Source organism: Streptomyces sp. NPDC046122, from assembly GCF_056429965.1.
The window spans coordinates 22,153-44,666 of the sequence record NZ_JBWKLQ010000016.1 but is presented as its reverse complement, the minus strand read 5'-3'; the positions used below and the strand labels follow the sequence as shown (position 1 = coordinate 44,666).

General features: G+C 68.6%; 19 protein-coding genes and 3 pseudogenes. 7 read left to right on the top strand and 15 right to left on the bottom strand.

What is annotated here, in order from left to right; genetic code table 11:
• Nucleotides 1-688: 688 nt before the first annotated feature.
• From AC07FK_RS29470 to AC07FK_RS29445, 6 genes are all read right to left on the bottom strand, one after another.
• Complete coding sequence (locus tag AC07FK_RS29470; protein ID WP_479107992.1) at nt 689-2,062, bottom strand: cytochrome P450; 1,374 nt, start codon at nt 2,060-2,062, stop codon at nt 689-691.
• A 318-nt stretch (nt 2,063-2,380) separates the two neighbouring features.
• On the bottom strand, nt 2,381-2,665 hold the full coding sequence (locus tag AC07FK_RS29465) for a hypothetical protein (protein ID WP_479107991.1): 285 nt from the start codon (nt 2,663-2,665) through the stop codon (nt 2,381-2,383).
• Between the two features lie 232 nt (nt 2,666-2,897).
• Nucleotides 2,898-4,619 (bottom strand): alpha/beta fold hydrolase, encoded by a 1,722-nt coding sequence (locus AC07FK_RS29460; RefSeq protein WP_479107990.1) that lies wholly within the window; start codon nt 4,617-4,619, stop codon nt 2,898-2,900.
• An 80-nt stretch (nt 4,620-4,699) separates the two neighbouring features.
• Nucleotides 4,700-5,266 (bottom strand): TetR/AcrR family transcriptional regulator, encoded by a 567-nt coding sequence (locus tag AC07FK_RS29455; protein ID WP_479107989.1) that lies wholly within the window; start codon nt 5,264-5,266, stop codon nt 4,700-4,702.
• 165 nt (nt 5,267-5,431) lie between these two features.
• On the bottom strand, nt 5,432-6,310 hold the full coding sequence (locus tag AC07FK_RS29450; RefSeq protein WP_479107988.1) for a C1 family peptidase: 879 nt from the start codon (nt 6,308-6,310) through the stop codon (nt 5,432-5,434).
• A 372-nt stretch (nt 6,311-6,682) separates the two neighbouring features.
• Nucleotides 6,683-7,186, bottom strand: coding sequence for a hypothetical protein (locus AC07FK_RS29445; RefSeq protein WP_479107987.1), 504 nt, complete (start codon nt 7,184-7,186; stop codon nt 6,683-6,685).
• 10 nt (nt 7,187-7,196) lie between these two features.
• Between AC07FK_RS29445 and AC07FK_RS29440 the strand changes: the two genes are divergently transcribed.
• On the top strand, nt 7,197-7,721 hold the full coding sequence (locus AC07FK_RS29440; protein ID WP_479107986.1) for a transposase domain-containing protein: 525 nt from the start codon (nt 7,197-7,199) through the stop codon (nt 7,719-7,721).
• Nucleotides 7,722-8,347: 626 nt separating this feature from the next.
• Here the strand turns inward: AC07FK_RS29440 and AC07FK_RS29435 are convergent.
• Entirely contained in the window at nt 8,348-9,028 is a 681-nt protein-coding gene (locus tag AC07FK_RS29435) for an NAD(P)H oxidoreductase (protein WP_479107985.1), read from the bottom strand.
• A gap of 113 nt (nt 9,029-9,141) precedes the next feature.
• Here AC07FK_RS29435 and AC07FK_RS29430 point away from each other — a divergent pair, with 113 nt between their 5' ends.
• The gene (locus tag AC07FK_RS29430) at nt 9,142-10,071 is read left to right on the top strand and encodes an AraC family transcriptional regulator (protein WP_479107984.1); all 930 of its coding nucleotides are present in this window, start codon (nt 9,142-9,144) and stop codon (nt 10,069-10,071) included.
• Between the two features lie 123 nt (nt 10,072-10,194).
• Here AC07FK_RS29430 and AC07FK_RS29425 read toward each other — a convergent pair whose 3' ends face one another.
• Both AC07FK_RS29425 and AC07FK_RS29420 read right to left on the bottom strand, forming a co-directional pair.
• Nucleotides 10,195-10,605 (bottom strand): DUF6281 family protein, encoded by a 411-nt coding sequence (locus tag AC07FK_RS29425; protein ID WP_479107983.1) that lies wholly within the window; start codon nt 10,603-10,605, stop codon nt 10,195-10,197.
• 148 nt (nt 10,606-10,753) lie between these two features.
• Entirely contained in the window at nt 10,754-11,272 is a 519-nt protein-coding gene (locus tag AC07FK_RS29420; protein ID WP_479108076.1) for a restriction endonuclease, read from the bottom strand.
• Between AC07FK_RS29420 and AC07FK_RS29415 the strand changes: the two genes are divergently transcribed.
• Nucleotides 11,168-11,704, top strand: a complete 537-nt coding sequence (locus tag AC07FK_RS29415) for a hypothetical protein (protein ID WP_479108083.1) — start codon at nt 11,168-11,170, stop codon at nt 11,702-11,704. The genes AC07FK_RS29420 and AC07FK_RS29415 overlap by 105 nt on opposite strands.
• 685 nt (nt 11,705-12,389) lie before the next feature.
• Nucleotides 12,390-13,154, top strand: a complete 765-nt coding sequence (locus tag AC07FK_RS29410; RefSeq protein ID WP_479107982.1) for an MFS transporter — start codon at nt 12,390-12,392, stop codon at nt 13,152-13,154.
• A 1,047-nt stretch (nt 13,155-14,201) separates the two neighbouring features.
• On the opposite strand, the gene AC07FK_RS29405 is transcribed toward AC07FK_RS29410, so the two are convergent.
• Nucleotides 14,202-14,516, bottom strand: a complete 315-nt coding sequence (locus AC07FK_RS29405; protein ID WP_479107981.1) for a hypothetical protein — start codon at nt 14,514-14,516, stop codon at nt 14,202-14,204.
• 2,279 nt (nt 14,517-16,795) lie between these two features.
• Nucleotides 16,796-17,588 (bottom strand): annotated as a pseudogene (locus AC07FK_RS29400) (helix-turn-helix domain-containing protein).
• A gap of 387 nt (nt 17,589-17,975) precedes the next feature.
• Here AC07FK_RS29400 and AC07FK_RS29395 point away from each other — a divergent pair.
• Both AC07FK_RS29395 and AC07FK_RS29390 read left to right on the top strand, forming a co-directional pair.
• Nucleotides 17,976-18,779, top strand: a complete 804-nt coding sequence (locus tag AC07FK_RS29395) for an SGNH/GDSL hydrolase family protein (protein WP_479107980.1) — start codon at nt 17,976-17,978, stop codon at nt 18,777-18,779.
• Between the two features lie 175 nt (nt 18,780-18,954).
• Nucleotides 18,955-19,473, top strand: coding sequence for a hypothetical protein (locus tag AC07FK_RS29390; protein WP_479108075.1), 519 nt, complete (start codon nt 18,955-18,957; stop codon nt 19,471-19,473).
• 276 nt (nt 19,474-19,749) lie between these two features.
• Here AC07FK_RS29390 and AC07FK_RS29385 read toward each other — a convergent pair.
• Nucleotides 19,750-20,100: pseudogene (locus AC07FK_RS29385) on the bottom strand (transposase); the annotation flags it as partial.
• A 243-nt stretch (nt 20,101-20,343) separates the two neighbouring features.
• Between AC07FK_RS29385 and AC07FK_RS29380 the strand changes: the two are divergent.
• Nucleotides 20,344-20,778 carry a hypothetical protein gene (locus AC07FK_RS29380; RefSeq protein ID WP_479107979.1) on the top strand — a complete coding sequence of 145 codons (435 nt, stop codon included), beginning with the start codon at nt 20,344-20,346 and terminating at the stop codon, nt 20,776-20,778.
• 379 nt (nt 20,779-21,157) lie between these two features.
• Here AC07FK_RS29380 and AC07FK_RS29375 read toward each other — a convergent pair.
• The 3 genes and pseudogenes from AC07FK_RS29375 to AC07FK_RS29365 form a co-directional block, all read right to left on the bottom strand.
• Nucleotides 21,158-21,550, bottom strand: a pseudogene (locus tag AC07FK_RS29375) (DUF7144 family membrane protein); the annotation flags it as partial.
• Nucleotides 21,551-21,685: 135 nt separating this feature from the next.
• The gene (locus tag AC07FK_RS29370) at nt 21,686-21,961 is read right to left on the bottom strand and encodes an SHOCT domain-containing protein (protein WP_479107978.1); all 276 of its coding nucleotides are present in this window, start codon (nt 21,959-21,961) and stop codon (nt 21,686-21,688) included.
• A gap of 6 nt (nt 21,962-21,967) precedes the next feature.
• Complete coding sequence (locus tag AC07FK_RS29365; RefSeq protein ID WP_479108074.1) at nt 21,968-22,399, bottom strand: DUF6325 family protein; 432 nt, start codon at nt 22,397-22,399, stop codon at nt 21,968-21,970.
• Nucleotides 22,400-22,514: the final 115 nt, after the last annotated feature.

The window sequence follows — 22,514 nt, the reverse complement described above, 5'->3', positions numbered from 1 at the left end:
GGCGTCCTCTCGGGTGATGTCGCTGGCCGCCTGGAGGCCCGGCTACCTGAGTGGCACCTCGCGTGCACCAGCTCGCAGCGACCGAAGCGACTGTGGCCCAGAGTTGAATGAACCACCTGTTACGGCAGGAGATACCGGTGGCGGGTCGCTTTGGTCGCCGCCTTCGCTGCCCAGTGGCAGCGACTGAGAGGCCAGCGACCGAAGCAAAGCGACCCAGCAGGCGGGGCAGCTCCCCCGCGCACCGGCAAAAGATCAGGTCAGCAGGCAGCAGGCAGCAGGCGAAGGCGCAGCGACTGAAGCTACTCACGGCCGCTATATATGAGCCCAACCTTGAGTGTGCGTGTGCGTCATATATAGAAGACTTCAGTCGCTGTTCTCTGACTCATAAGGCCCTGACCTGCACTTTTAGGAGTCCCGCCTGGCAGCGACCGAAGGTCCCTCAGTCGCTGGCCGCGCTGGTGAGTCGCTGAAGTGCCACGAAGCAGGCCCCGTCGACACAGCAGGGCGCTTCCCCTCGGCTGCGCACCCCCTGTCCAACGCTTCGCTGGTCTGTGTTCGTTGTTGAGTCGCTTCAGTCGCTGATAGGGGAGCACATGCCTGCTGAGCTGTGGATTTCCCGTAGCGACTCAAGGCTGGCGAACCCTGCTGCCTCACTCACCCCAGCTTCTCTGGCTCCGAGAAAGACGGCCTAGGCGGTACGGGGCCGGACGCGGCAGCGTGCCGGGCCGGTCGCCCGGAGGGTGATCGCGGAGCTGATCGGCACCTCTGTGTCGATCGCCTCCAGGTCGTGCTTCTGGAGGATCATCGCCAGCGCGATCACGGACTCCAGCATCGAGAAGTGCTGCCCGATGCAGGCGCGCGGGCCGCCGCCGAAGGGGAACCAGGCGTAGCGGGGGCGGCCCGCCTCGGCTTCGGGGGTGAAGCGCTCGGGGTCGAACCGCTCCGCGTCCTCCCAGTACGCGGGGTGCCGGTGGGTGACCCAGGGGGCGACGATCACGTCGGCGCCGGCGGGGATGGTGTGGCCGCCGATCTCGGTGGCGGCTACCGCCCGGCGGCCGATGACCGGTGCGGCCGGGAAGAGCCGCATGGCCTCCTTGAGCACCTGGGTCACGTAGGGCAGGGCCTCGAGGTCGGCGGCGCCGGGGGTACGGCCGGCCAGGACGCGGTCGACCTCCTCGTGGGCCCGCTTGCGCTGCTCCGGGTGGAGGGCGAGCAGGTGGAGGGCGAAGCCGAGGGAGGTGGCGGTCGTCTCGTGTCCGGCGAGCAGGAAGACGAGGACCTGTTCGCGCAGTTCGGAGGCGTCGAAGCTGCCGTCCTCGGCGCTCTCGGCCTCGGCGAGGAGGGACAGCAGGTCCTGTCCGCCGCCGTCCCCGGCGTCCTGCCCGGCCGCCCGTCGCTCGGCGATGATCCGGTCGCAGACGGCGTACAGCTCCTCGTGCGCGGCTGCGGCGCGGCGGTTGCCGGGGGTGGGCCAGTCGCGGGGGATGTTGACGGGCGAGAACCCGCGGCGCAGGACGTAGTCGCCCATGACCGGGAAGGCGCGTTCGACGATCTCGACGGCCGCCTCGACGTCCGTGCCGAAGAGGATGCGGGCGACGGCGCGCAGGGCGAGTCGTGTCATCTCGTCGAGGACGTCGACGGTGGAGTCCGCCGCGGTGCTCCACCCCGCGGTCACGGCTCCCACCTCGGCGGCGATGGCCTCGGCGTAGCTGTCGACGCGGCGGCGGGTGAAGAGCGGCTGGGCGAGCCTGCGCTGGCGCAGGTAGTCCTCGTCCTGGCTGGTCAGCAGTCCGTTGCCGAAGGACTCGCGGACTTCTTGGTAGAAGTGGTTGTCCTTGCGGAAGTTGGCGGACTCGGTGGCCAGGATCTGCTGGGCCCCTTCGGCGGAGAAGACGCCGTAGACGACGCCGCGCATGCCGGGCGGTCCGGCGGTGATCCGGACGACGTCCCCGTGTGTGCGCTGGGAGTTCAGGAAGGTGCCGAGGGAGTCGTTCTTGAGGTCGAACATCGAGCCGAGCAGCGGTAGCCCCGCCGGGCCCGGAATCGTACTGGTGGTTGCCATGTGTGCGTTGCCCCCTTGATCGTCACCGGCCCGGTGATTGTCCCGCACCGGGTGACTCACCGGTAGCCTCGCACGAACACCGGGCCGGATCCGGGGGGTTGGCTCGAATGTCGGTGGCGCCCGGGCCACCTCCGCGATCGCATGACCCTCGGCGCACTCCAACACGATCCGCGAACGCAACACCAACGACTGAGCACTCGAACGACGACGCACCCACGACAGCAACATGTCCCGCTCGGCATCAGTCAGAACAACCGGCGGAATCTTCGGTCCAGGACGACTCACACCAGACCAACGACAAACCTCTGACTCAGGACACTAGATGCTCAGCACGCCGATGAAGGTCAGCGCGACGCCGAGGCCGGCGGCGCCGAGAGCGGCACCGGCGACAGCCGTCCACAGGCGGCCGATGCCCAGACGCGCGTAGTGGATGCCGGCCACGCCGAAGGTGACGGCGAGAGGCCCGGCGAGGACCGCGAACACGAGCACCGGCGTCCACGGACCGACGACGGCGAGTACTCCGAGGACAAGTGCGGTGGGCCCCAGGGCGACCGCGGGTGAGTCGGTGGGGTTGGTCGGTACGGGTGTGGTCGGCTGAGGCATGGCTCGGTCCCCCCTTTGAACGTGTTCAAATCCTGTGCTGATCGTACCAACACGGTGTGTGGCGGCTGGGGGTGGCCCTGCGAAGGACTCGCCGAGGGGCGGCTGTACGACGCGGCGGCCAAGCGCCACGGGGTGCCCACCGGCCGCCTCGGCGCGGCTGTCTGGGGCAGGGCCGGGGGAGCGCGGCTGCCGAGGGCGGCCGTCTCCGGCGTGCGCCGGGACGGCCCCACCGTTACGGCTGCTGCCCACCGGTCGTGCGAAGGAGGACGCGGGCCACCTCCTCGGGGTGGGTGAGCTGCGGGTAGTGCCCGGCCCCGGGGACGGTGAGGTGGTGCGCATCGGTGCGGGCCAGGGGGTCGGAGGCGCCGGCCACCAGGGTGACGGGAACCGCGACGTCGGCCAGTTCCCGCCGCAGCGCGCCGTCGTCGCGGCGGGCAGCACGCAGGGCGGCCACTGTGCGCCGAGCGGTCCCCGAACGGCGCAGCGCCGCAGCCGCGCTATCGAGGGCGGGTCCGGCGGGCACGCCGAGGCGGGTGGCGAGCCGGGCGGCGGACATCCGGCGCAGTGCCACCGGGGCCACGAGGTCGCGCACGAACCGGCGCGGAGCGTCCTGGAGGAAGGCCGGCGCCACGAGTACGAGCCCGCTGATCCGGTCCGGATGGCGCCGGGCGTAGCGCACGGCGGGCCCGCAGGCCAGGGAGTGTGCCGTGAGGAGGGGGCGGCTCGTCACCGGCTCCAGCAGGTCCGCGAGCCAGTGTTCGAGAGCGGCGCCGGTCGGGCTGGAGCGGCCGAGGCCGGGGAGGTCGGCGGCGAGCGTACGGCTGCCCAGGAGTGCGCTCACCGGGCCCCACGACTCGGCGTCCAGCGGCAGACCGTGCAGCAGTACATGCGCGGGGGCCTCCCGGTCCCCGGCCACCCAGGTGCGGCTGCCCGCGACCCCGTGGAAGCCATGCGGAGCCGCCGTTGCGCCGGTACTCCCGAACCGGGTGGCGACGAGATGGTCGGCCCAGTCGCGCAGTGCCTCCCCGACCGGCGGCACCGCGATGCCGTGGGAGCGGGCGAAGGCGTCGGCCGGGCCGGTGGGGTAGCGGTCGGTGGACAGGAAGGAGAACGTCTCGGGGTCGGCGCCGGTCAGCGCCCGGGGCAGCCGCCGCAGCAACGGCACGGGAAGGTGGCGGCGGGGGGCGCGTACGCCGGTGTGCTCGGCGATGCGACGCAGCAGAACGGGGAGTTCGGGGGTCGCGTCGTCGAGGATCCAGTAGTCCTGGCCTGCGGCATCCGGGTCCTCAGGCAGCACGGCGAGGAACCGCGTCAGGTGGTCGAGCGTCACGACCGGCAGGAAGGTGCGGGAAGTGCCGGGCACGGCGGGCAGGCGTCCGTGCCACAGGTCGTCCACCATCGGGGCCAGACCGATGTACTGGCCGGGGCCTATCACGACGCCCGGGTTCGCGACGGTGAGGGGGACGCCCAGTTCGGCGGCGCGGCGGCGCACCGCGGTGTCGCCCTCCTGCTTGGATGCCTCGTACGCGCCCAGCCGGTCGTAGTCGTCGTCACCGCTGCCGTTGCTCACGCGGTAGCCGCTGATGTGCACCAGGCGGCGCGGGCTTCGCGACGTCGCTGTCCACTCGACGACGTGGACCGCTCCGGTGACGTTCACGGCCCGCGCCTCGACGGGGTCGAGCCCGAAGGCGTAGCGGGCCGCGCAGTTGAACACGTCGCGGACGGCGGGCAGCGCGCCTGGCGGCAGGTCGAGTCCGGGGCGGGTGATGTCGGCGGCGACGACGGTCAGGGCGCGGGTGTCCACGCCCGTACGGGCCAGCGATGCGATCAGCGGCTCGGCGGGGCCGCGTACGGCGGCGGCCACCCGCCGTCCCCGACGGAGCAGTTCGGCGACGAGTGCGCGTCCGATGAAGCCGGAGGCGCCGAGTACGAGGGTGTCGGCGGATGAGGGCACGACCTTCTCACTTTCAGTAGACCACCGATCTATATATTTCTTGATGCTGAAAGAGCCCACCCGTGGGTGGGCCGGTGGAATCAGACCAGCTGGGTGAGCGCCCGCGCTGCCCGGTCGAGGGGAATTCGGCTGCGGTGAGCCCTCGCCAGTACCAACGCGCCCTCGATCAGGGCGAGGACGGCCGTGGCGGCCGACTCGGGCGTGGAGTGGCCGTCGGCCGCGAACCGATCGGCGAGGGTGGCCTCCCAGGACGCGTACACCTCGGAACAGGCCCGCTGGAGCGCGGTGTTGCCGACCGCCATCTCCAGGGCGACGGTGGTCACGGGGCATCCCTGGCGCCAGTCGGACGCCTCCAGGCGGTCCCCGAGGGCCTTCACGAGTGTCGCGAGCATCTCCGCCGTACCGCCCCCGCCGGAGTCCTGTTCCAGTCCGGTGAGGAGCGCGGAGATCTCCTGACCGCCCTGACGGACGGCTTCCTCGATCAGCTGGTCCTTGCCCTCGGGGAAGTGGAAGTACAGCGACCCCTTGGGGGCGCCGCTCGCGGCGACGACCTGGTTCAGCCCGGCGTTGTAGTAGCCCCCGGCCTCGATGAGGCGCTGAGTGGCGTTCAGGAGTTTGCCGCGGGTCTCCGCCCCCTTCTGTCCCATGGCTGAAAAATAGACCGGTCTTCCTATTTTCGCAAGGCGCAGGAAGGTGCGCGACCCAGGAGCAGGTCACGGGCGGGGCCGGACGCCCTCACCTGCGCGGTACGGCAGTTGGGGCGGGCCCCGCCACGGAGACCGTGAGGGCGTGACCGGGTCGGGCGCCGAAGGTCAAGCGTCGAACACGCCCGTTTCCAGGTACTCGGCGCTCACGAGGACCCAGAAGTCCTCGGCGAGCGAAGCAAGGACGTACTGGTAGGGCAGGTAGCCGTATCCCGAGTCTCCCCATCCGGGACCCCAGGAATTGCGGACGGCGAATGCCCCGCTGACGGTGCTGCTGTCGATCGGGTTGGTCACGACGCGGCTGTCGTCGAAGCCGACCACCACGACCGCATGACCGCCCACGACGTTCTCGTGCGGCGCCGGGAAGGGGATGTCGCCGTTGTCGGCTTGGAAGATGCTGCCGTAGACCGTGAAGCCGAACATCGGCGGCAGCCCGGCGTACACGTGCGACTTGATGTCCTGGAGGAGTTCCTCGGGAGGCCGGCTGGGCGTGTCGAGCCGGTAGTACTGCAGGGCCTGGAACTGCTCGGCGAACGAGTAGCAGAACGCCGACGGTTCCGCGTCGAACTGGGCGGTGTCGTACGGCCAGTACCTTTCCGGCGGTGTTCCGAAAAGCCTCAGCGCTCCCATCGTCGTGCGCAGATACGCTCCCGTGTCACCCGTCCACTGCAGGAGATTGCGGGTGGCTTTGTAGAGGAACATCCGCGAGACGGGAATGTACTTCTGCGCGGCGCGCAACTGGAAGTACTCAACGATGCCCGCTGCGGCGTTGGCGGTGCACGACCCGATCTCCGCTTGATCCACCACAGGGGAGCAGTACGACCGCAGGTCGTGCTTCTGCGGCAGAGTCGGTGCTTTCAGCGCGCCTGTCCTCGCGACCAGGCTTGCGATGCCGTTGGATTCCTCGGTGTAGTCCCGGATGTCCGGCCGGTCGGGCAGCCAGCCCATTCCCGTGCCCGGACCGCTGGTGTGCTGGATGACGTTCATTGGACACTTCCCGTGAAGCACGGTGTGGATGCCCTCGCGCGGCTCATGCTCGTGAGGGCGTTACGGAGGTTCTCTTCCAGTCTTCTACTCATCGCGTCAGTTGCAAGTGCGGGACAAGGAGGGATAATTGCTCCGCTCACACTGTGTCAGCGATGGCCGCGTCAACTGTTGAACGGTCCACTGGCGGTTGTGACACTCTGGGATCGGTTCCACGGAAAGGCCCCAGGGAGTCGGCTCACCGGTGACGGATGGTTGCCGTTCGGCGGAGAGCGCGCAGCGCGAACGGCAGGCGTCGGCCTGCGGGTAACGGTCAGTCGTCATCGCGGCGAAGTCGCATTCTTCCGCCGGGCCCGGCGCACCCGCACGTCGCGGTCAGGCCGTGGTGGTGAGACCGGGACCCTCCGGCTCCGTGGCCCGAGGATGGCGCGCCAGAAGGAACGGCGTCGCCAGGAGCAGTACGCCGGCTACGCCGATCGCCACGCGCGCGCCGGTGACGGCGGCCAGCACGCCCCACAGGGGGTCAGCCCGGCGATCGCGCCGGTGCCCGTCCACCTTCCAGGTCACCAGGACCCGCCCGGTCCGCTCGGCCGGCACGCGCTGGAGACGCTCGGTGGCGAACAGCGGGTTGAACACGCCCATGCACGTGATCATGACCAGTTCGACGGCGACGACCAGGACCACACCCGCCTTCCCGGGCATGACGATGAACAGCCCCACCGGCCACAGGGCACGCGATGCCCCGAAGGTGATCAGGGCGCGGCGGCGCCCGTAGCGGGCTTCCAGGTACGGCGCGACGCGGGCGCCGGCGAATTCGCCGACGCAGGGCAGGCCGCTCCGTAACAACTTCGGGAAGCTGTTAGCCGCACGGGTTGTCATCCGTCTGTGCGTGGGTGATCTGCTCGCCGTTCTCCCGCGCCTTGTCGATCATCCGCTGGAGCATGCGTTGGGCGGCGTCTCTCTCTTCGTCGCCGGTGCGCGGGTGTTTCCGCCCGAGGTGGTGGATGAGGTGATCGCGCAGTGCGGACGCCGGGAACAACGAGCCCGGCTGCTGCCTGCCCGGGTGGTGGTGTACTTCGTGCTCGCGATGTGTTTGTTCTCGGGGCAGGGCTATGAGGAAGTGGCCCGGCTGCTGACGCAGGGCCTGGAACGGGTGCGGCAGTGGGAGAAGCCGTGGCGGGTGCCGACGACGGCGGCGATCGGCAGAGCCCGTAGGCGGTTGGGCCCGGAGCCGCTGAAGGTGCTGTTCGACCGGGCGTGCAGGCCGGTCGCGACACCGGAAACAACCGGTGCTTGGTATCGCAGGTGGCGGCTGGTCGCGGTGGACGGCACCGTCTTCGACGTCCCGGACACCGAGGCGAACAGCATGTTCTTCGGCCGTCCCGGCTCGGGACGGGGGCAGCAACGGCCGTAGCGAGCAGACTGGCCGGCCGCGACCGTACGGTTCGCAGCACCCAGGATCGATACACGTCGGTGGGGAGCCGCGAGCTGCACGGTGCAGAGAACGTGCGCCTCGTCGTCTGGTTCCACTGACGCCGCCCGCCTTGGCCCGGACCCGAGCGCCGACTCGGGTGGTGGACTCGCTGCATTGCACGGTGGCAGAGCGAGGTCGGACGCGGCGGTGCGAAGGGCTCGAAAGTTGGCCCCTCGCACGTCGACCGGGCGGACCGCCCCCGCCGGGTGCGCAGGACAGCGTGGCGTGGCATGAAGCGTCGCTTCCGCGGGCAGTGGTAGCGCAGCGCCGAGTCGGCCCTTGGTGTCCTCTGCGCCCGGCTTCGAGCTCCTTGCGGCGTCGTTCGGCCAGCATCTCGAGCAGGTCACCGACCGGGGGGTCTCCCTGTCGAACCAGGAGGTTGGCGGTCCGAAGTACCTGATGACTCGCCGAGACCCGCGGCCAGGAGGCCATCGCCACCCTCAGCGCGGTCGCCCTCGCACACACTGGCCTGCGCCCCTGACGCGCCCCCCACGGCGAGGGACAACCGCCACACGGATACGGGACCGGAGAACCGGGGTGCGTACGGGGCCGCCGGCGCCTGGCGGTCAGACCGCCACAAGCTCCTCGGCGACGAAGCTCTCCACGAACTCCCGTGCACGACGGTCCAGATCGGCGTACTGCGCCTCTCGCTCAGCACCCGTGACCGCTTTCCCGACCAGGAGATTGCCTTCGGCGTCGACGCGCTGCGGGCGCTCCTCCGCGTCGGTGAGCAGGCCGACGGTGGAATGGGAGAACCCGCAGTAATAGGCGATGCCTTCGCTCAGATTGGTCTCGAGGACGGTTTGCATCCCCTCCACGACGGGATCGTCGGCAGTGGCGCCGGCCAGTCCCAGCCACAGCATGCGCTTGCCGGCGAGGCGGGGCTTACTGCGGCCGTAGGCGAACCCGTAGTTCCATACGCGGTCGATCCAGCCCTTGAGGATGGCGGGCACGCTCTGCCAGTACACCGGGAAGACGGCGACGACGACATCGGCGTCGAGGATGCGCTGCATGTGGGCGTGCGCTTCGTCCGAGTACGCCTTCTCCCTGTTGCCCCAGTCCGGCTGGTCCGAGCTGTTCATCCGCGGGTCGAACCCCTCGGCGTGCAGGTCGAGCAGGTCGATGCGGTAACCGGCTGCTTCGAGCCGGGCTGCAGCACGGCGGGCCGTGTGCGCGGTGAGGGAATCGGTGCGATGGTGTGCGACGACCACGAGGGCTGTCCTGGCATGGCTGTCGTGCTGCGTCACGGTGTCTCCTGGCTGGTCTCGGTCGATGCGATAAAGCCATTACAGCCACGGTGACTTGGATGATCCATGGGAGAAACGCTTCGAAACATAGGAGATCGTCTACGATGCGTTCCGTGGATCCTCTGAGTTCGCTCCTGAGCGGTATCCGGGCCGAGGGCTCGGTCGTCACTCACGCCGTACTGACGGCGCCCTGGACCATCCGCTTCGCCGACGACGCACCGCTCATCATGATCAGCGTGCTGCGCGGTGGGGGCACCCTGCTGCTGCCCGACGGCACCGAGCGGGCGGTCGGCGCGGGCGATACGGCCATCGTGCGCGGCCCCGCGCCGTTCCACCTCGCGGACCATCCCACCACTGTCAACAAGTCCCATGCGGCGTACGAGATCGCCTGCTTCACCACGGATGCCGAGTGCACCGCCCAGGAACTCGGCGGTATCCACTGGGGCACCGACTCGCAGGAGGCGACCGCGCTGATCGTGGGTGCCTACCGCGCCTCGGGCCACCGCCACGAGCGGCTCCTGCGTGCTCTGCCGCCCGTCCTGGTAGTCAAGGAGGACGCCGAGGTCTGTGCCTGGCTGGAGACGGCCGCCGCCGACGCCGCCCGTCTCTCGGCCGGTTCGCAGGCGCTGATGGACCGGCTCCTCGACTGGGCCCTGGTGTGCACGCTGCGCAGCTGGTTCGACCAGGTCGGCGCCGACGCGCCCAGCTGGTACCGGGGTCTCGCCGACCCCGTCCTCGCCCCCGCCCTGCAGGCTTTCCACGACCGGCCCGCCGAGGCATGGACGGTGGCGTCGCTGGCCACTCGGGCCGGCGTCTCGCGGGCGCTGTTCGCCAAGCGCTTCACCCAGTTGATGGGCCGCCCGCCCCTCGCCTACCTCACGGAATGCCGCATGGACGAGGCAGAGACGCTTCTGGCCGACACCGACCTCACCGTCGCCCAGATCGGAAGGTCCGTCGGCTATGCGGACGCTTTCGGCTTCAGTGCCGCGTTCAAACGGCACAAGGGCCTGAGCCCCAGCACGTTCCGCGCCGCGGCGGCTTGAGTTCCGGTCCGGCGACCGTGCAGGTGCATAGTGCGGAGGACGCTTCCTTCTCGCCGCCCCTTGGCGTGAGTCACGGGGGCGGTGCGGGGCGCCGTCTTCTCGGCGGCGTCCCCGCACCGGGTATCACGAGCCGTCGATCAGTTTCTTGACCTCAGGAGGAAGCTCTTTGCCGCGGTCGATGGAGACGAGGAGGACATCGCTGGGCGCGTCGTCCACCGCGATGGCGATGCTGGGGTCCAGCCCTTTGACCGCATAGGCAGTCGTCAAGGCAGGAGTTGCCCTGCCGTCGTCATTGTCGTTCGGTGTGTCGTCGCACGAGGGAAGGGCAGCGGTACCGATCTGTGCCCCCACCGTGAAGTTGGCGTTGGCCACGCCCGAGTACGTACGGTTCTCGTACTCGACCAGGAACGCACAGGACGATGCGGACTCGCCGTCATAGCCCGTCGTAGTGCACGCGGCGCACATCACAAAGGCAGTTGCCGCCAGCAGCGCCCACGCGGCTCCGCTCCGGCCCGCCGGATGTAGTGCCTTCATCGGAGCGCCTCCTTCAAGAGCGTTCGTCTGGGGGAGTTACTGCAAGAAGCTGCCGATGGGCACCGCGTCGTACTCCGTGGCGCCCGCCGTGGTGATGCCGCCGGCTGAGCCGGGCAGCCGCAGAGATAAAAAGAGACTTCGAGAAGAATCACCCTGGCGAGCCGAAGTCAGTAGCCGCAGCCTGCGAAACCTCGCCCGTCCACGGATAGGCCGCGTCCGCTCCGCGCCACCTCACCGATTGCGGTCGTCGATCACCTTCTCCGGATCGAGCTCGCCGGTGCCACCAGGTGCGGCCGTTTCGGCTCACGGCCCCTCGTCGGCTGCCGCTGGCTGAGGACCTTTGGGCCACTGTCGGCGCGCTCTTCTGTCCAGGGGGTCTACGACAGTGCTGTCGGGCGCGTTTCTGCGACTTGGCCAGCGGGGGACAGCCGGAGGTGAAGCGGCCGTTCGTCACGAGGATCACAACGTCTGCCCCGTGGAGCTGGCGGGCGGTGCCGTTGAGGACATGCAGGTCCGGGGTTCCGACAGGTGAGCCGGCCAGGCCATTGCGACGGTGCTTGCATTGGATGACCCAACGACGTCCGAACGGGTCGGTGGCCTTCACATCCGCTCCGTTGTCGCCGGCCCCGCCGACCTGTACCGCATCAGCGCAGCCGTCCCGCTTCAGCAGGTCCCGTACAGCGTGCTCGAATTCCCGATGATGGAGCGAGTCCAGCTGACTCATCGCGTACCGCAGGCCGCGGGCCCGGACCTGCTCCCACTGCGACCGCTGCTGACGCTGGTACAACCATCCGCCCACCACGGCTGCGCCAAGGACGAGAGCCACCAGGAGCACCCAGGGGTGGTCGCCGATCCACTTGACCACTGCGACGAACAGCGCGATGGCCACGACGGCAACCAGGCCACGGGCGATGGCCTGTGCCTCTCTCTGCTGCTGTCGCCTGCTCCCACGGGACGTGCGGCGCCTTGCTGGCGGCCGGCGGCGGGTCACTGTCCGTTCCCGCTGGTCTCGAACCGGATCGGGTACGACACAGACGGCCGTGGCACAGGCTTTCGCTCCACCTTGGGGAAGCGGATCGGGTATGTCACCGACTTCTGACGAGGCTTCACCGCTCGACCGTGGTCCGCGAAAGTGATCGGGTGCGTAGCTGTCTTCTGCGGCCTGGGTGCCTGGCCGTTTCCCGTGCCGGTGCTGATGTTGCCGTTCCCTATGCCGACGATTGCGACCACGGCCACGGCTAATATCGCCATCTCATGGCGCGCTCCTGCTGCCCATCGATGGTGCCCACGGACGTAGGTTCCGTCCGCCTTCGTGTAGGCCTGGATGTACGGCACCGCTGGCCTTCCCCTCCTGATCTGCTCACCGAAGTGCCCATCAAAGCAGGCGGTATTGACACTCGGTCAGAGTCCAATCACCCCGGGTGATGCGGGCGATGCGGGCGATGCGGGTGGTGCGTATGTGGCAGGAGAGGCAGCCCGCGGCGGGGCATTCCCGCTTCGAGCGCCAAGGCATCCGGAATCTCCTTCGCAGGCCTCCACCTCCGCGCCTCAACGATCTGGATCGACCTCCTGAAGGCCAACCGATTGATCACGACAGAGTGAGAGACAGGCGAACCGTCCGGGAAGGGCCGGGAAGCTCTCCTTCCAATCCGTCCGTGGCGCTGCCCAACGTGGTTGATCGGCGACAGCTGTCCGCTGCACTCGGCTACTCGCAGTCCGCTGCCAGCGCCGTGAGTGTCTTCGGGGCTCCGCTCGCCGGTGCACTCTAAGCCGCCGGGCGGACCGTGCCGTTCGCCGTCAACGCGGTCTCCTTTGCAATGTCCGCGGCATCGCTGTGTCTGATGCGCGCTCGGTTCCAGCTGGCCCGACAGGACACGCGGACGACGGCCCGGCTCACCACCGAGATCCGTGAAGGGCTCGGCTGGCTCTGGCGCCAGCCGGTCATCCGCTTCCTCACCCTGGTCTCGGCCGCTGACAAGGTGCGCTACGGCGCCGGGTATCTGCTGATCATCACCCTCGCCCAGCAAGTCGGCGCCTCGTCCGTGTGGATAGGCGTCATCTTCAGTGGCGGTGCGGTCGGCGCCATGGTGGGGGCTCTGGTCTCGGACCGGGTCACGCGTCGCTTCCCGCTCGGCCGGATCGCCGTGGTGATGCTCTGGTTGGAGGCGCTGATGTTCCCGCTGTACGCACTCGCCCCCAATCCGCTGCTGCTGGCAGCTGTGGCGGCCGCCGAGTCGCTGGTGGCTCCGGTCTACGCGGTGGTCATGACCACCCACCAGTTGGCCATCACGCCCGAAGAGTTGCGGGGCCGGGCGACGAGCGCCGTCCAGACGCTCACGACGGGAGCCTTGTCGATCGGCACACTCGCAGGCGGCGCGCTGATCACCGCACTGGGTGCTAAGCCTCTGGTCTGGCTCTGCGGGGCATGGCTACTCGCCCTGGCCCTCCTCACCACGGCCAACCGGGCCGTGCGACAGGCACCGCTGGTAGGCACGATCCCAGAACAGAAGGCCACCAGCACCGTTGAGTCCGCGGACGTGGCCAGCTAGCTCCCGGGCTGCGGCCACCATCTCGTCGTTTGTGTACAACTCGCGGTGATCGACGGTGGCCGCACCATCCCTGCGCCAGCCTCCACCTGCAAGATCACGATCTACAGCTGGAGTACGAGGGGCGGGCGGGATGGGCGGCGCGGCCGCGGCCGGCGACCGGGGAACGTCAACAGGGGCGGGGGTCCCGAGCCAGGCGCGGTCATCGGGACCCCTGGAGCGAGCAATCCGAATCCGTGCATGTGCACGCGTCGCCCGGATCAACGGCGCGGTGAACTTTTGGTCACGCACGACGGCGGTGGCCAGGAGTGCGCCGAGTGCGCCAGGACGAGGCCGACGAGCGGCAGAATCGGCCGTTCAAGCGCGGCGTCCGGTGGGGTGGGCCGAAGGACCAGGTGCGGACGTACCACCACCGGTGGCCAGTACGCATGCACAAGGTCCGCCAGTGGTACCCGTCAACCCAGGGACACCGCCTCATCTGGCGCGGGCCCTACATCAAGGGACCGGCCGACGCGCCCCTACTGCTGGGCGAGAAGGTCTACTCCGTCGCAGGCCACTCATCAGTGACCTGCGCCGCAGGCGCAGGAGGAACCGCCGTGTGCTCCTGTCGGTGACGCCACGCAGCCCGTATGCATGTTGGTGCACCAAGGAACTGCCGCCTCGTTTACTGGTTGTGGGATTTGAGACCAGGGCGCGGCCGAGCTGGGCCGCCGGTGAGGAAAGCCGGCACGTCGCAACCAGGAGTTTGCAGTCTTCTTCTTTGCCCGTGACCGAAGTGCGTGCAATGCGTTGTTCTCGGGGGTGCCCCATGTCCATTCCTCGAGGGTGCGGCCCCCCCGGGGCCTTGGCCAACGCCCGGTCCAGGGTCCCCGGGTCTTCGTTCCCGAGCGCTTGGACGCTGGCGCGGCTGAACACGACACCCGTTCGCTCAAAACGTCCGGCTGGGAATTCCCAGCCGGACGTTTTGAGCGAACGGCTTGCGGCCCATCAGCTCAACAGACATCGCCCGTTACGGGCTTGCTGGCGAGCGTTGATAGGCGTCCCGCGTTGTTAGAGAAGGCCGAGGTCGAGGTCGAGCCCCGGTCCCGTCTCGGCGTCGGCGCCGTTCCTGGCCAGGGTGTCCTCGCCGCTGCAGATCTGCTGGACCGAGACGGCGGTCGCCGGGCCGCTGCCGAGGACCGTGATGGGCCCGGTCGCGAGGTTGATGAGGCCGAGCTGGAACGTGTCCTGGCTGACGTCGGACCGCTGCTCGCACACGACCACGTTGCCGTCCTTGCCCTTGTGCCGGCCGTCGGGGTGGCCGTAGCCGTCGCCGTCGCCGGCCGCGGCGACACCGGCCCCGAGCATGCTGAAACTCCCGAGCATGGCAGCTACCAGAGCGGCATTGCGAAGCTTGCGCACAACATCTCCACTTCCGTCAGATTTGACGTTATTGGGAAGTACCGGACAAATCAGCACGTTAGGTCATGCTTGCGCTGTTTTGAGTGCAACGCGCCGTGGTGTCCCCTCGCTACGGAGGGGCCGGGCGGCCGTAGCTGTGACGGATACGGCCGACGTTTACCGTCCGGCCTTGCGAAGCCGCCGACCAAGCCAGGGCCATCTCCCTTCGGGTTGTTGCAGGGGTGTGGGGTGTGGGCGCACGCTTGTAATGAGTGGACAAGGCGGGTCTTCCCGGGGGTCGGCTGCAGGCGGCGGCCGGCCCCCGGTTGTGCTGCCCTGCAGCCCGCCGGACTTCTGATGCTGCACTGCGCTACGTCGCCTGTGTCCGGTCGGTCAGGTGAGGGTTGCCAGCTGCTGATTGAGTAACCGGCCACGCTTCTTATGCCAATCCGCGCTGGATCGGGCGGCGCTGCCGTCCTACGCCCTCATGTGGTGGACATGGAGTCCTGGGGGTCGTGGTGTCTTGTCTAGGCGGTCATGGGGACGTATGAAGGGCCGGTGAGCCGGCCCGGGTAGGCGAAGTGCCTGGGTCGGCCACGTTGAGCAAGCGGACCGCTGATGCGGACGAGGCCACGGGCCCGGCCTCCACCCAGGCCGGGCCCGTCGCCGTCTGCGGCCCGCACTGTCGGTGGTGGCTGGCACGCTGAACGACATGAATAGCAGAACGGCGAACAGGTGCTTGCCCGCGAGGGGCCGGAGGCCGCAGGCGGCGGCGACCAGGCTGTGGGACGTGGGGCAGACGCCTGGTCCACCGCCGTCGCTTCGGTGCGCCGCCAGCTGGCCCGAGTACATGCAGGGCTGCCGCCCCGTGAGGAGGAGCCGGCCGGGACCGGAACCCTTCCCCGGCCCCTCGGCGAACCGAGGCCGCGGCCACGAAGCGTGCTGACTTCTGGACAAGGCGAAACCCTGTGCACTTGAGTTTCAGGAACGGACGTGGGTGCAGAGAGGCGGCAGCCCTGGCCGGGCGGGCCGTGACCTCGAGGCACTGACGGCCGTTGGCAGCCCATGAACACAGCTAAGCGCACACTCGCTGTCCTGGCCGTTGCGGCAGCCTCCATCGTGGTTGCTGCCCCCGCTCACGCCGACCAGGGCCCCGCTACCGCACCCGTGGCGGACCCCATTTCAGGCCTGCTCGGCGGTCTGCCTGTGCTGAGCGGCCTGCCTACGAACAGCCTGCCTACGAACTCCCTGCCTACGAACGCCCTGCCTTTGAGGGCCCTGCCTCTGCAGGGACTGCCGATCGGCTAAGTCGTCTCGGACCTGCCAGACAAGTTGACGCAAAGGAGAAGCCCCCAACCCTCGCGGGTTGGGGGCCTTGCGGAGCCCTGGGCCAGGCGCGGTTCAGGGCCCCTGCGGCGCGCGCATGCCCTGGGGGGATGCACGCGCGCGTCGCCCGGCACAACAGCGTCGGCGGCCCTCGGGTCACGGGTCGGTCACCGGCCACCTGACCGGTCGGCGTGACCGCGCCGGCACGGCGGGCTCCGCCGTCGGCCTGGCCGCGAGCCGCATCCGATTCACTGATTATCGGGCGACTGCCAGTGCGGATTGTGGGCACTCCACAAGATTTATCTGATCTCGGGTAGGGGTGAGCGGTCGGGGCAGGCGGCCCAGCATGAACGTGGACCAGGAACCCGTCAGCGAGGATTCCCAAGCCGGGGCAGGGAATGACGGTGACCAGCCCAGGAACGTGGCAGACGCCGTGTCCACGGCTGTCACCTCGGTGCGCCGGCAGCTGGCCCGGGTACATGCGGGATTGCCGCCCGTCGACGCAGAACCAGCAGAACAATGCCCTGGCCGTCCGGCCCCTGGCGCCGCCGCTGCAGAAGCCTGCTGACCTTCTGGGGAGAAGGCGAAGCCCTGGGCGGCGTGTGACGGCTTGGTCCAGGGCTCCGGCTGCGACTGCAAAACGTCTTCTGGAGTCGCAGCTTCCACTGTGCAGGCTTCGCAGGCGGATGCCGCCCACCGCACCGCACCTGGGCAGGGTCTCTCACTCCATTGGTCGCCACGCGCCGGGCCGTGCGTGTGACTGAACTGGTGGGGGCAAGCCCTTGGGGCGGCATGAGCAAGCCTGCCGACAGGCCGGGGCAGGCCCGGCCTGTCGGGCCGTCCCCGAACCGCTGATCTCCCGTGGGGTGAAGCAAGCCGCAGCTGAGAAAGAGCGCCGGCCGAGATTGAGGCTCAGTCCCGCATCTCAGCAATACGGTTCAGGCTGTCTCGCGGAAGGACTCAACGGTGCTCGCCGCGGTGATGTGCGACTTGATGGTGTCGGTGATGAAGTGGCGGCTGTGTCGGGGTTGAGGGCTTGGGCCTGGAGATGGTCGTACAGCACGCTGTAGAGCTGTAGGTCGGGTGGTTTTTCCAGGTAGAGGTCGTGGGTGAACCGTTCCAGGTGGACTACCCCTGCCTGGGGGCTGTCGGCGAAGTGCAGGATGGAGAACTGTCCCGAGAGGCCGGGGTGGGCTCCCATGTGGTGGGGGAGGATCTGCACGGTGATGTGCGGTTCGGTGCTGAGGACGTGGAGGTGTTCGAGTTGCTCGCGCATGATGTTGCGGCTGCCGACGGCGCTGCGTAGGGCCGATTCGTCCAGGACGACCCACAGCCGCAGGGGGCGGGCCGGGTCGTAGATCCGGTGCTGGCGGCGAAGCCGTACCCGAAGGTGGCCTGCTCGGCGGTGAGAAGGGGGATTGTTTCCCCGATGACCGCGTCGGCGTAGGCGGGGGTCTGCAGCAGGCTGGGGATCATCGTGGGCTCGTAGGAGTGGATGGATGCGGCGGCCGTCTCCACGCCGATGTAGATGCTGTGGGGGATGTCGCCGTAGGCGTGCCACCAGCCCTGCTGCCCGGATTCCTTGGCCATCTCCATCAGGGAGTCGATGACCTGCTGGTTCGTCACTTCGTAGAGCACGCACAGGTCGCGTACATCGCGGGGGCTGACGGAGCGGCGCCCGATCTCGATGTGGCTGATCTTGGGCTGGGAGACCATGAGCCGTTCGGCCACTTCGGTGTCCTTGAGCCCCTTGGCCTGGCGGAGCCGACGGAGTTCGGCTCCCAGGCGGCGCCCGTAGCCCCGCCATGCCTGCCGTGGCGCGCGAACGATCCGGCCCGGCGTCGGCGCTCAGGCGCCTCCCTGGACATCGTCGGTTCTTCGCCGCCCTCTCGCCGGCGCCTTCCGCCCACTGCCTGCTCGGACTTCGGTGACGGAGTGTGGACGGTGGGGGCTGGTTCCAGCAGGTGACAGACGCCTCTGCGTGCAGCGCGGAAGGGTGGATTTCGACCGCGAACAGAAACAAGCGTCATACGTCTATCGCGTCGGCATCGATCACTGCTAGAAGAGTGACACTTCAACAACTCCTGGCCCGCACGGCACCTTGAGGAACGTGTTGTCATGTTCGCATCTAGATTGAGATGGGTTCTGCCTCCGCTGCTGGCGATGTTCGCCGCGAGCTTCGGCCTGGCCCAGCCCGCCTCCGCCGCTGCGGCGGCGGGGGAGCGGTACGTCGCTCTCGGCGACTCCTACTCCTCCGGCGTGGGTGCCGGCAGCTACCTGTCCGACAGCGGCAGCTGCCAGCGCAGCAGCAAGGCCTACCCGTCCTTGTGGGCGGCGGCCAACGCCCCGGCCTCGTTCTCCTTCACCGCCTGTTCGGGGGCAACGACCAGTACCGTCAAGAGCAGCCAGCTGACCCCGCTCAACAGCTCCACCACGCTCGTCAGCGTCACCGCCGGCGGCAACGACGTCGGGTTCGCGAACGTCATGCAGACCTGTGTTCTGCAGAGCGAGGCGACCTGTGTCAACGCGGTGAACAACGCCATCACACAGATCAACAGCACCCTGCCCGGGTCCCTTTCGTCTCTCTACGGCACCATCCGCAGCAAGGCGCCGCAGGCTCACGTCGTCGTGCTCGGCTACCCGCGCTTCTACCAGTTGAACGGCAGTTGCATCGCCGGGCTGAGCGAGACCGAGCGTGCGGCGATCAACCGGGGCAGCGACGCCCTCAACGGCATGCTCGCGAAGCAGGCCGCCGACGCGGGGTTCTCCTACTCCAGCGTCGTGGACGAGTTCACCGGCCACGAGATCTGCTCGAGCGCCGCCTGGCTGCACAGCGTTTCGGTGCCCGTCTCCAACAGCTACCACCCCACGGCCACAGGCCAGTCCGGCGGCTACCTGCCGGCCTTCCGCTCCGCCGTCTGATTCCCCGGGCCGCACTGCCGGGGTCTTCCGCGCCCAGAAGTCGACGCGGGTAGACCTCGCGGTCCGGTTGCTCAGCCCCGCCAATGTCCGCACCCACTCGCCGAAGTCGGCGCCAGGAGGAAGACTCATGAAGTCTCCGCAGGTCCCCAACGGTCGCGACACCGCTGCAACCCGCATGAGAGGAACCGGACTGCGCTCGGTCCTCACCGCCCTCGCCCTGGTCCTCGGCGCCCTCTTCACGCCCGGTGTCGGCGTCCTCACGGGTGCCACCGACGCCCACGCGGTCACCAAGATCAGCCATGCCACCGCGACCTCGATGTTCCGGAGCTCCGGGATCACCTGGTCCTCGTCTGGCGGCTGCTCCGACCGCTACAACTCCACCTGCACGTCCTTCGAGCAGCTCAACCTCGCCTCCGCCCAGGGCGCCCAAACTCTCAAGAGCGCCAGCGGCTGCGCCCTCAACATCACCGGCGGCACCGAGACCGGCCACGCCAGCGGCACCTACTCGCACTGGAACGGCTACAAGCTCGACTTCAGCAAGTACACGTGCGTCGGCAACTACATCAAGAACACCTTCACCTACATCGGGGTGCGCGGTGACGGGGCCCCGCAGTGGAAGTCCGGCGCCGGCAACATCTACGCCGACGAGGGCAACCACTGGGACGTGACCTTCTACAACTGCGGCGGCTGCTGAGCCGGATCCTGCTGCGTAGCAAGGTGGGCGGTCTGCCGCGAGCTCTCGGGCAGATCGCTCCACCATGTCCGCGCCCGCCGACTCGACCGGGCGCCGTGGCCGCGGTGTAGTGCCGGGCGGGTGAAGGCGGCGACGGCCGTGTGAGCGGCCGACGAAGGGGGCCCTCCTCTCCCTTCTCATTCTCGGGCTGGTGGTCGCCCGCGCGGTCAACGTCCTTGCCTGAGGAGCTGCGGGAACGGCATGTCCGGTTCCGTCCGGTGAGGGAGTGTTCTCGTAGCGGGTGGCCAGACCGCGCCACTGCTTGAGGCGATTGATGCAGCGTTCGACGGTGTTGTGTTGCTTGTACGCTTCGCGAATCCGGGTGGGCGCCCCGCCGCTGCGCCCTCTGCGCTTGCGGTTGGCGATCTGGTCAGCAGGTTGCGGAATCACAGCTGGCATTCCACGCCTTCGCAAATGGTCCCGGATGGCTCGCGACGAGTACGCCTTGGCCGCCAGCACCACGAAGGGCCTGGTCCTGGGCCTGCCAACTCGACGCGGGACCCGGGTGGCGACCATCACGTGCTCGAACGCGGGCGCGTCACGCGTGAGCACGAAGCGCAAAGGGTGACAGCGGCTGTCAGCGGCGAGAGGACCTTGACGCGGCCTCGATACCCCGCCGCCGGTAGGAGCCCTCCGGGTCGTTGATCGGCAGCCGGACAAACTGCGTCAGCACGGCAGGATCGTGCTCCTCACTGAAACGCAGCACCCCTGCCGCCGTACTGCTCACCCGCAGCGAACCCTTCTGCTCCTGGTCGTCGTCCCGATTTGCGTCGAGCGGTGATCAGGTGTGGCGGTAAGGCGGTCCGGCAGCAACCGCGAGAGGATGGACGCATGGTGATCGCGCTGCTCGCTGTGCTGGGTGTCGACTTGATCGTGGTCGTCGTTCTGTTGCTCGTTGTGCTGACGCGCCGGCGTTGGATCAGCCGCCAGCCGGGCGTTTTCAAGGGAGCGGTTAGGGTCGTCGACGGCCAGGTGCGAGGGCTGTCCGCGAAATGGCGGCGAGGCTATGGCTACTGGGTCCGTGACGTTCTTGTCTGGAGGAAGGCGCCCTTCCTGTTCCGGGGTGACTTTGTTCCTGCAGATGCCCTGGCAGGCGCGGATCGTGCGGCCGAGCCGGGCGAGGTGAGACGTCTCGGGAAGCGCGTGGCCGTCATTTCCGTGGAGGTCGAAGGCGGTGCGCGTATCGAGGTTGCTACTTCGGCGGACAAGCGTGAACGGGTGCATGGGCCGTTCGTCGTCCCCGGGCTGGGGGCGGGCGACCGCTGAGGGGGCCAGAGCGAAGGTTTGTTGGCACTGGGAGACGCTGCAATGGGTGACGTTGCGCCGACGATGTCGTGGTCCATCCCGGGCAAGATGCGGTCGGTTCCCTGTGTCATGAGCAGGCGGGCCCGGCCCGGCTTCTACCGTTACGAGGTGGGTGAGCCGGCGAGTGTGCGGGCCCCTGTGCTTGAGTCCCGTCGGGGGCTCGGCCAGGACTCCAGGCAGGGGACGACGCGACACTCGGGGGGCCGCGGGGCGGTCTTGGAAGAGCGGGCACGAGAAGACCGCGGCCCCGACGCGCGACCTTCGCGAGGACAAAGCCGTACCCGAGACTGTCGTGCGCCGCAGGCTCGGCCCGCTGGACCCGCCGAAACGTGGCGGGCGCCGCACACAGTGCCCAGATGACGAACGCGTCGATCGCGATCAGCACGATCGACCAGACGGGTGCGTACGGCAGCCAGAGGAAGTTCGCGATCACGCCCAGGCCCGCCAGCAGCGCACCGATGACCCTGGCCCATGTGGCGCCCTGGAACAGCGCCAGTCCGGCGAGAACGATCACGCTACCCAGGGATCAGATGGCCCCAGCCCCATCCAGTGAGGTCGAACTCGAAGACGTCATTGCGGGTGGACAGGAACACATCGTCGTTGGCGATGGCGGCGATGCCCACGAGGATGGCCATGACGCCACCGAAGATCACATGACTGCGGCGAAGGCGAGCCAGCCGCTGCCACTCTTTGCCGCGCTTCCAGTGCGGGCGTCACTCATGAGATTCGTCATGACCGCTCCATCCTGGACGGCTTCAAGGACGGGCCGGCCCTAAGGGAGTCAGGAGCCCCATCTCTGCCAAAGAGCTGTGGCCGCGACCGGCACCGTGATGGAGTCGTCTCCTTACGTTCCCCCACCACGGTGGCGTCAGCCGAGAATCCTGCGCTTCTGCGTTTCGAATTCCTCTTCGGTCAGAACCCCTTGGGCTTTCAGTGCCCCCAGCTCCTTCAGCTTGTCGATCGTGCTGTCCATGTCGTCAGGAGGTGGGGCCGGAGCGGCGACCTGGGGCTGTTGCAACATCTGCTGCTGAGTGTCCTGCTCCGCCCATCGGCCCGCCTGCCTCCGTGACACACGGTTGGATACCGCGGTGGCGGTTCCGGAGACCACGGCTGTACGCGCGATACCACGAAGAAGTCCTGGCATGTTCGATCATCTCCCAGACTGCGTGTCTGCGGCCTCGGCTGCTTCGAGGGAGGCCAACAGGGCCTGGACGGGAATACGGCCGTTGGCCACGAGTCGAGCACCGCTGCGCCGCATGGCTCGAGCGAAGGGGGCGGCCCACACGTTCTCGTACACGATGATTCCAGCCGCATTGCCCGGCTCCAGAGCGGTACCGGCTTCGTTGATGTCTTCCTCGTCCAGCAGTCCGGACGAAGCGCCCTCGAAGACGGAGAGGTCGATCCCGTCGCCGAGATCCCTCAGTTCTGCCGCGGCAACCGACCCGTCGCTGTCTTTTCGGACGAAGACGAGGTCAAGGATGCGGATGATGCCGCGATCGACGAGGTCGAGGAGGAGGGGGAAGCCCTCGCCCGTCATTTTGTTGCCGGGGAACTCGACCACCAGGTAATCGACGGGCCCCATCTCTTCCAGATCAGCAAGGTCTTCGCTCACGGCCACTCCTCACGAGCGATCGAGGTCCGGGCCCGACCCGGCCGCTGACAGCAGGCGTTGGTGGCCGTCGGCACGGCGACGGGAG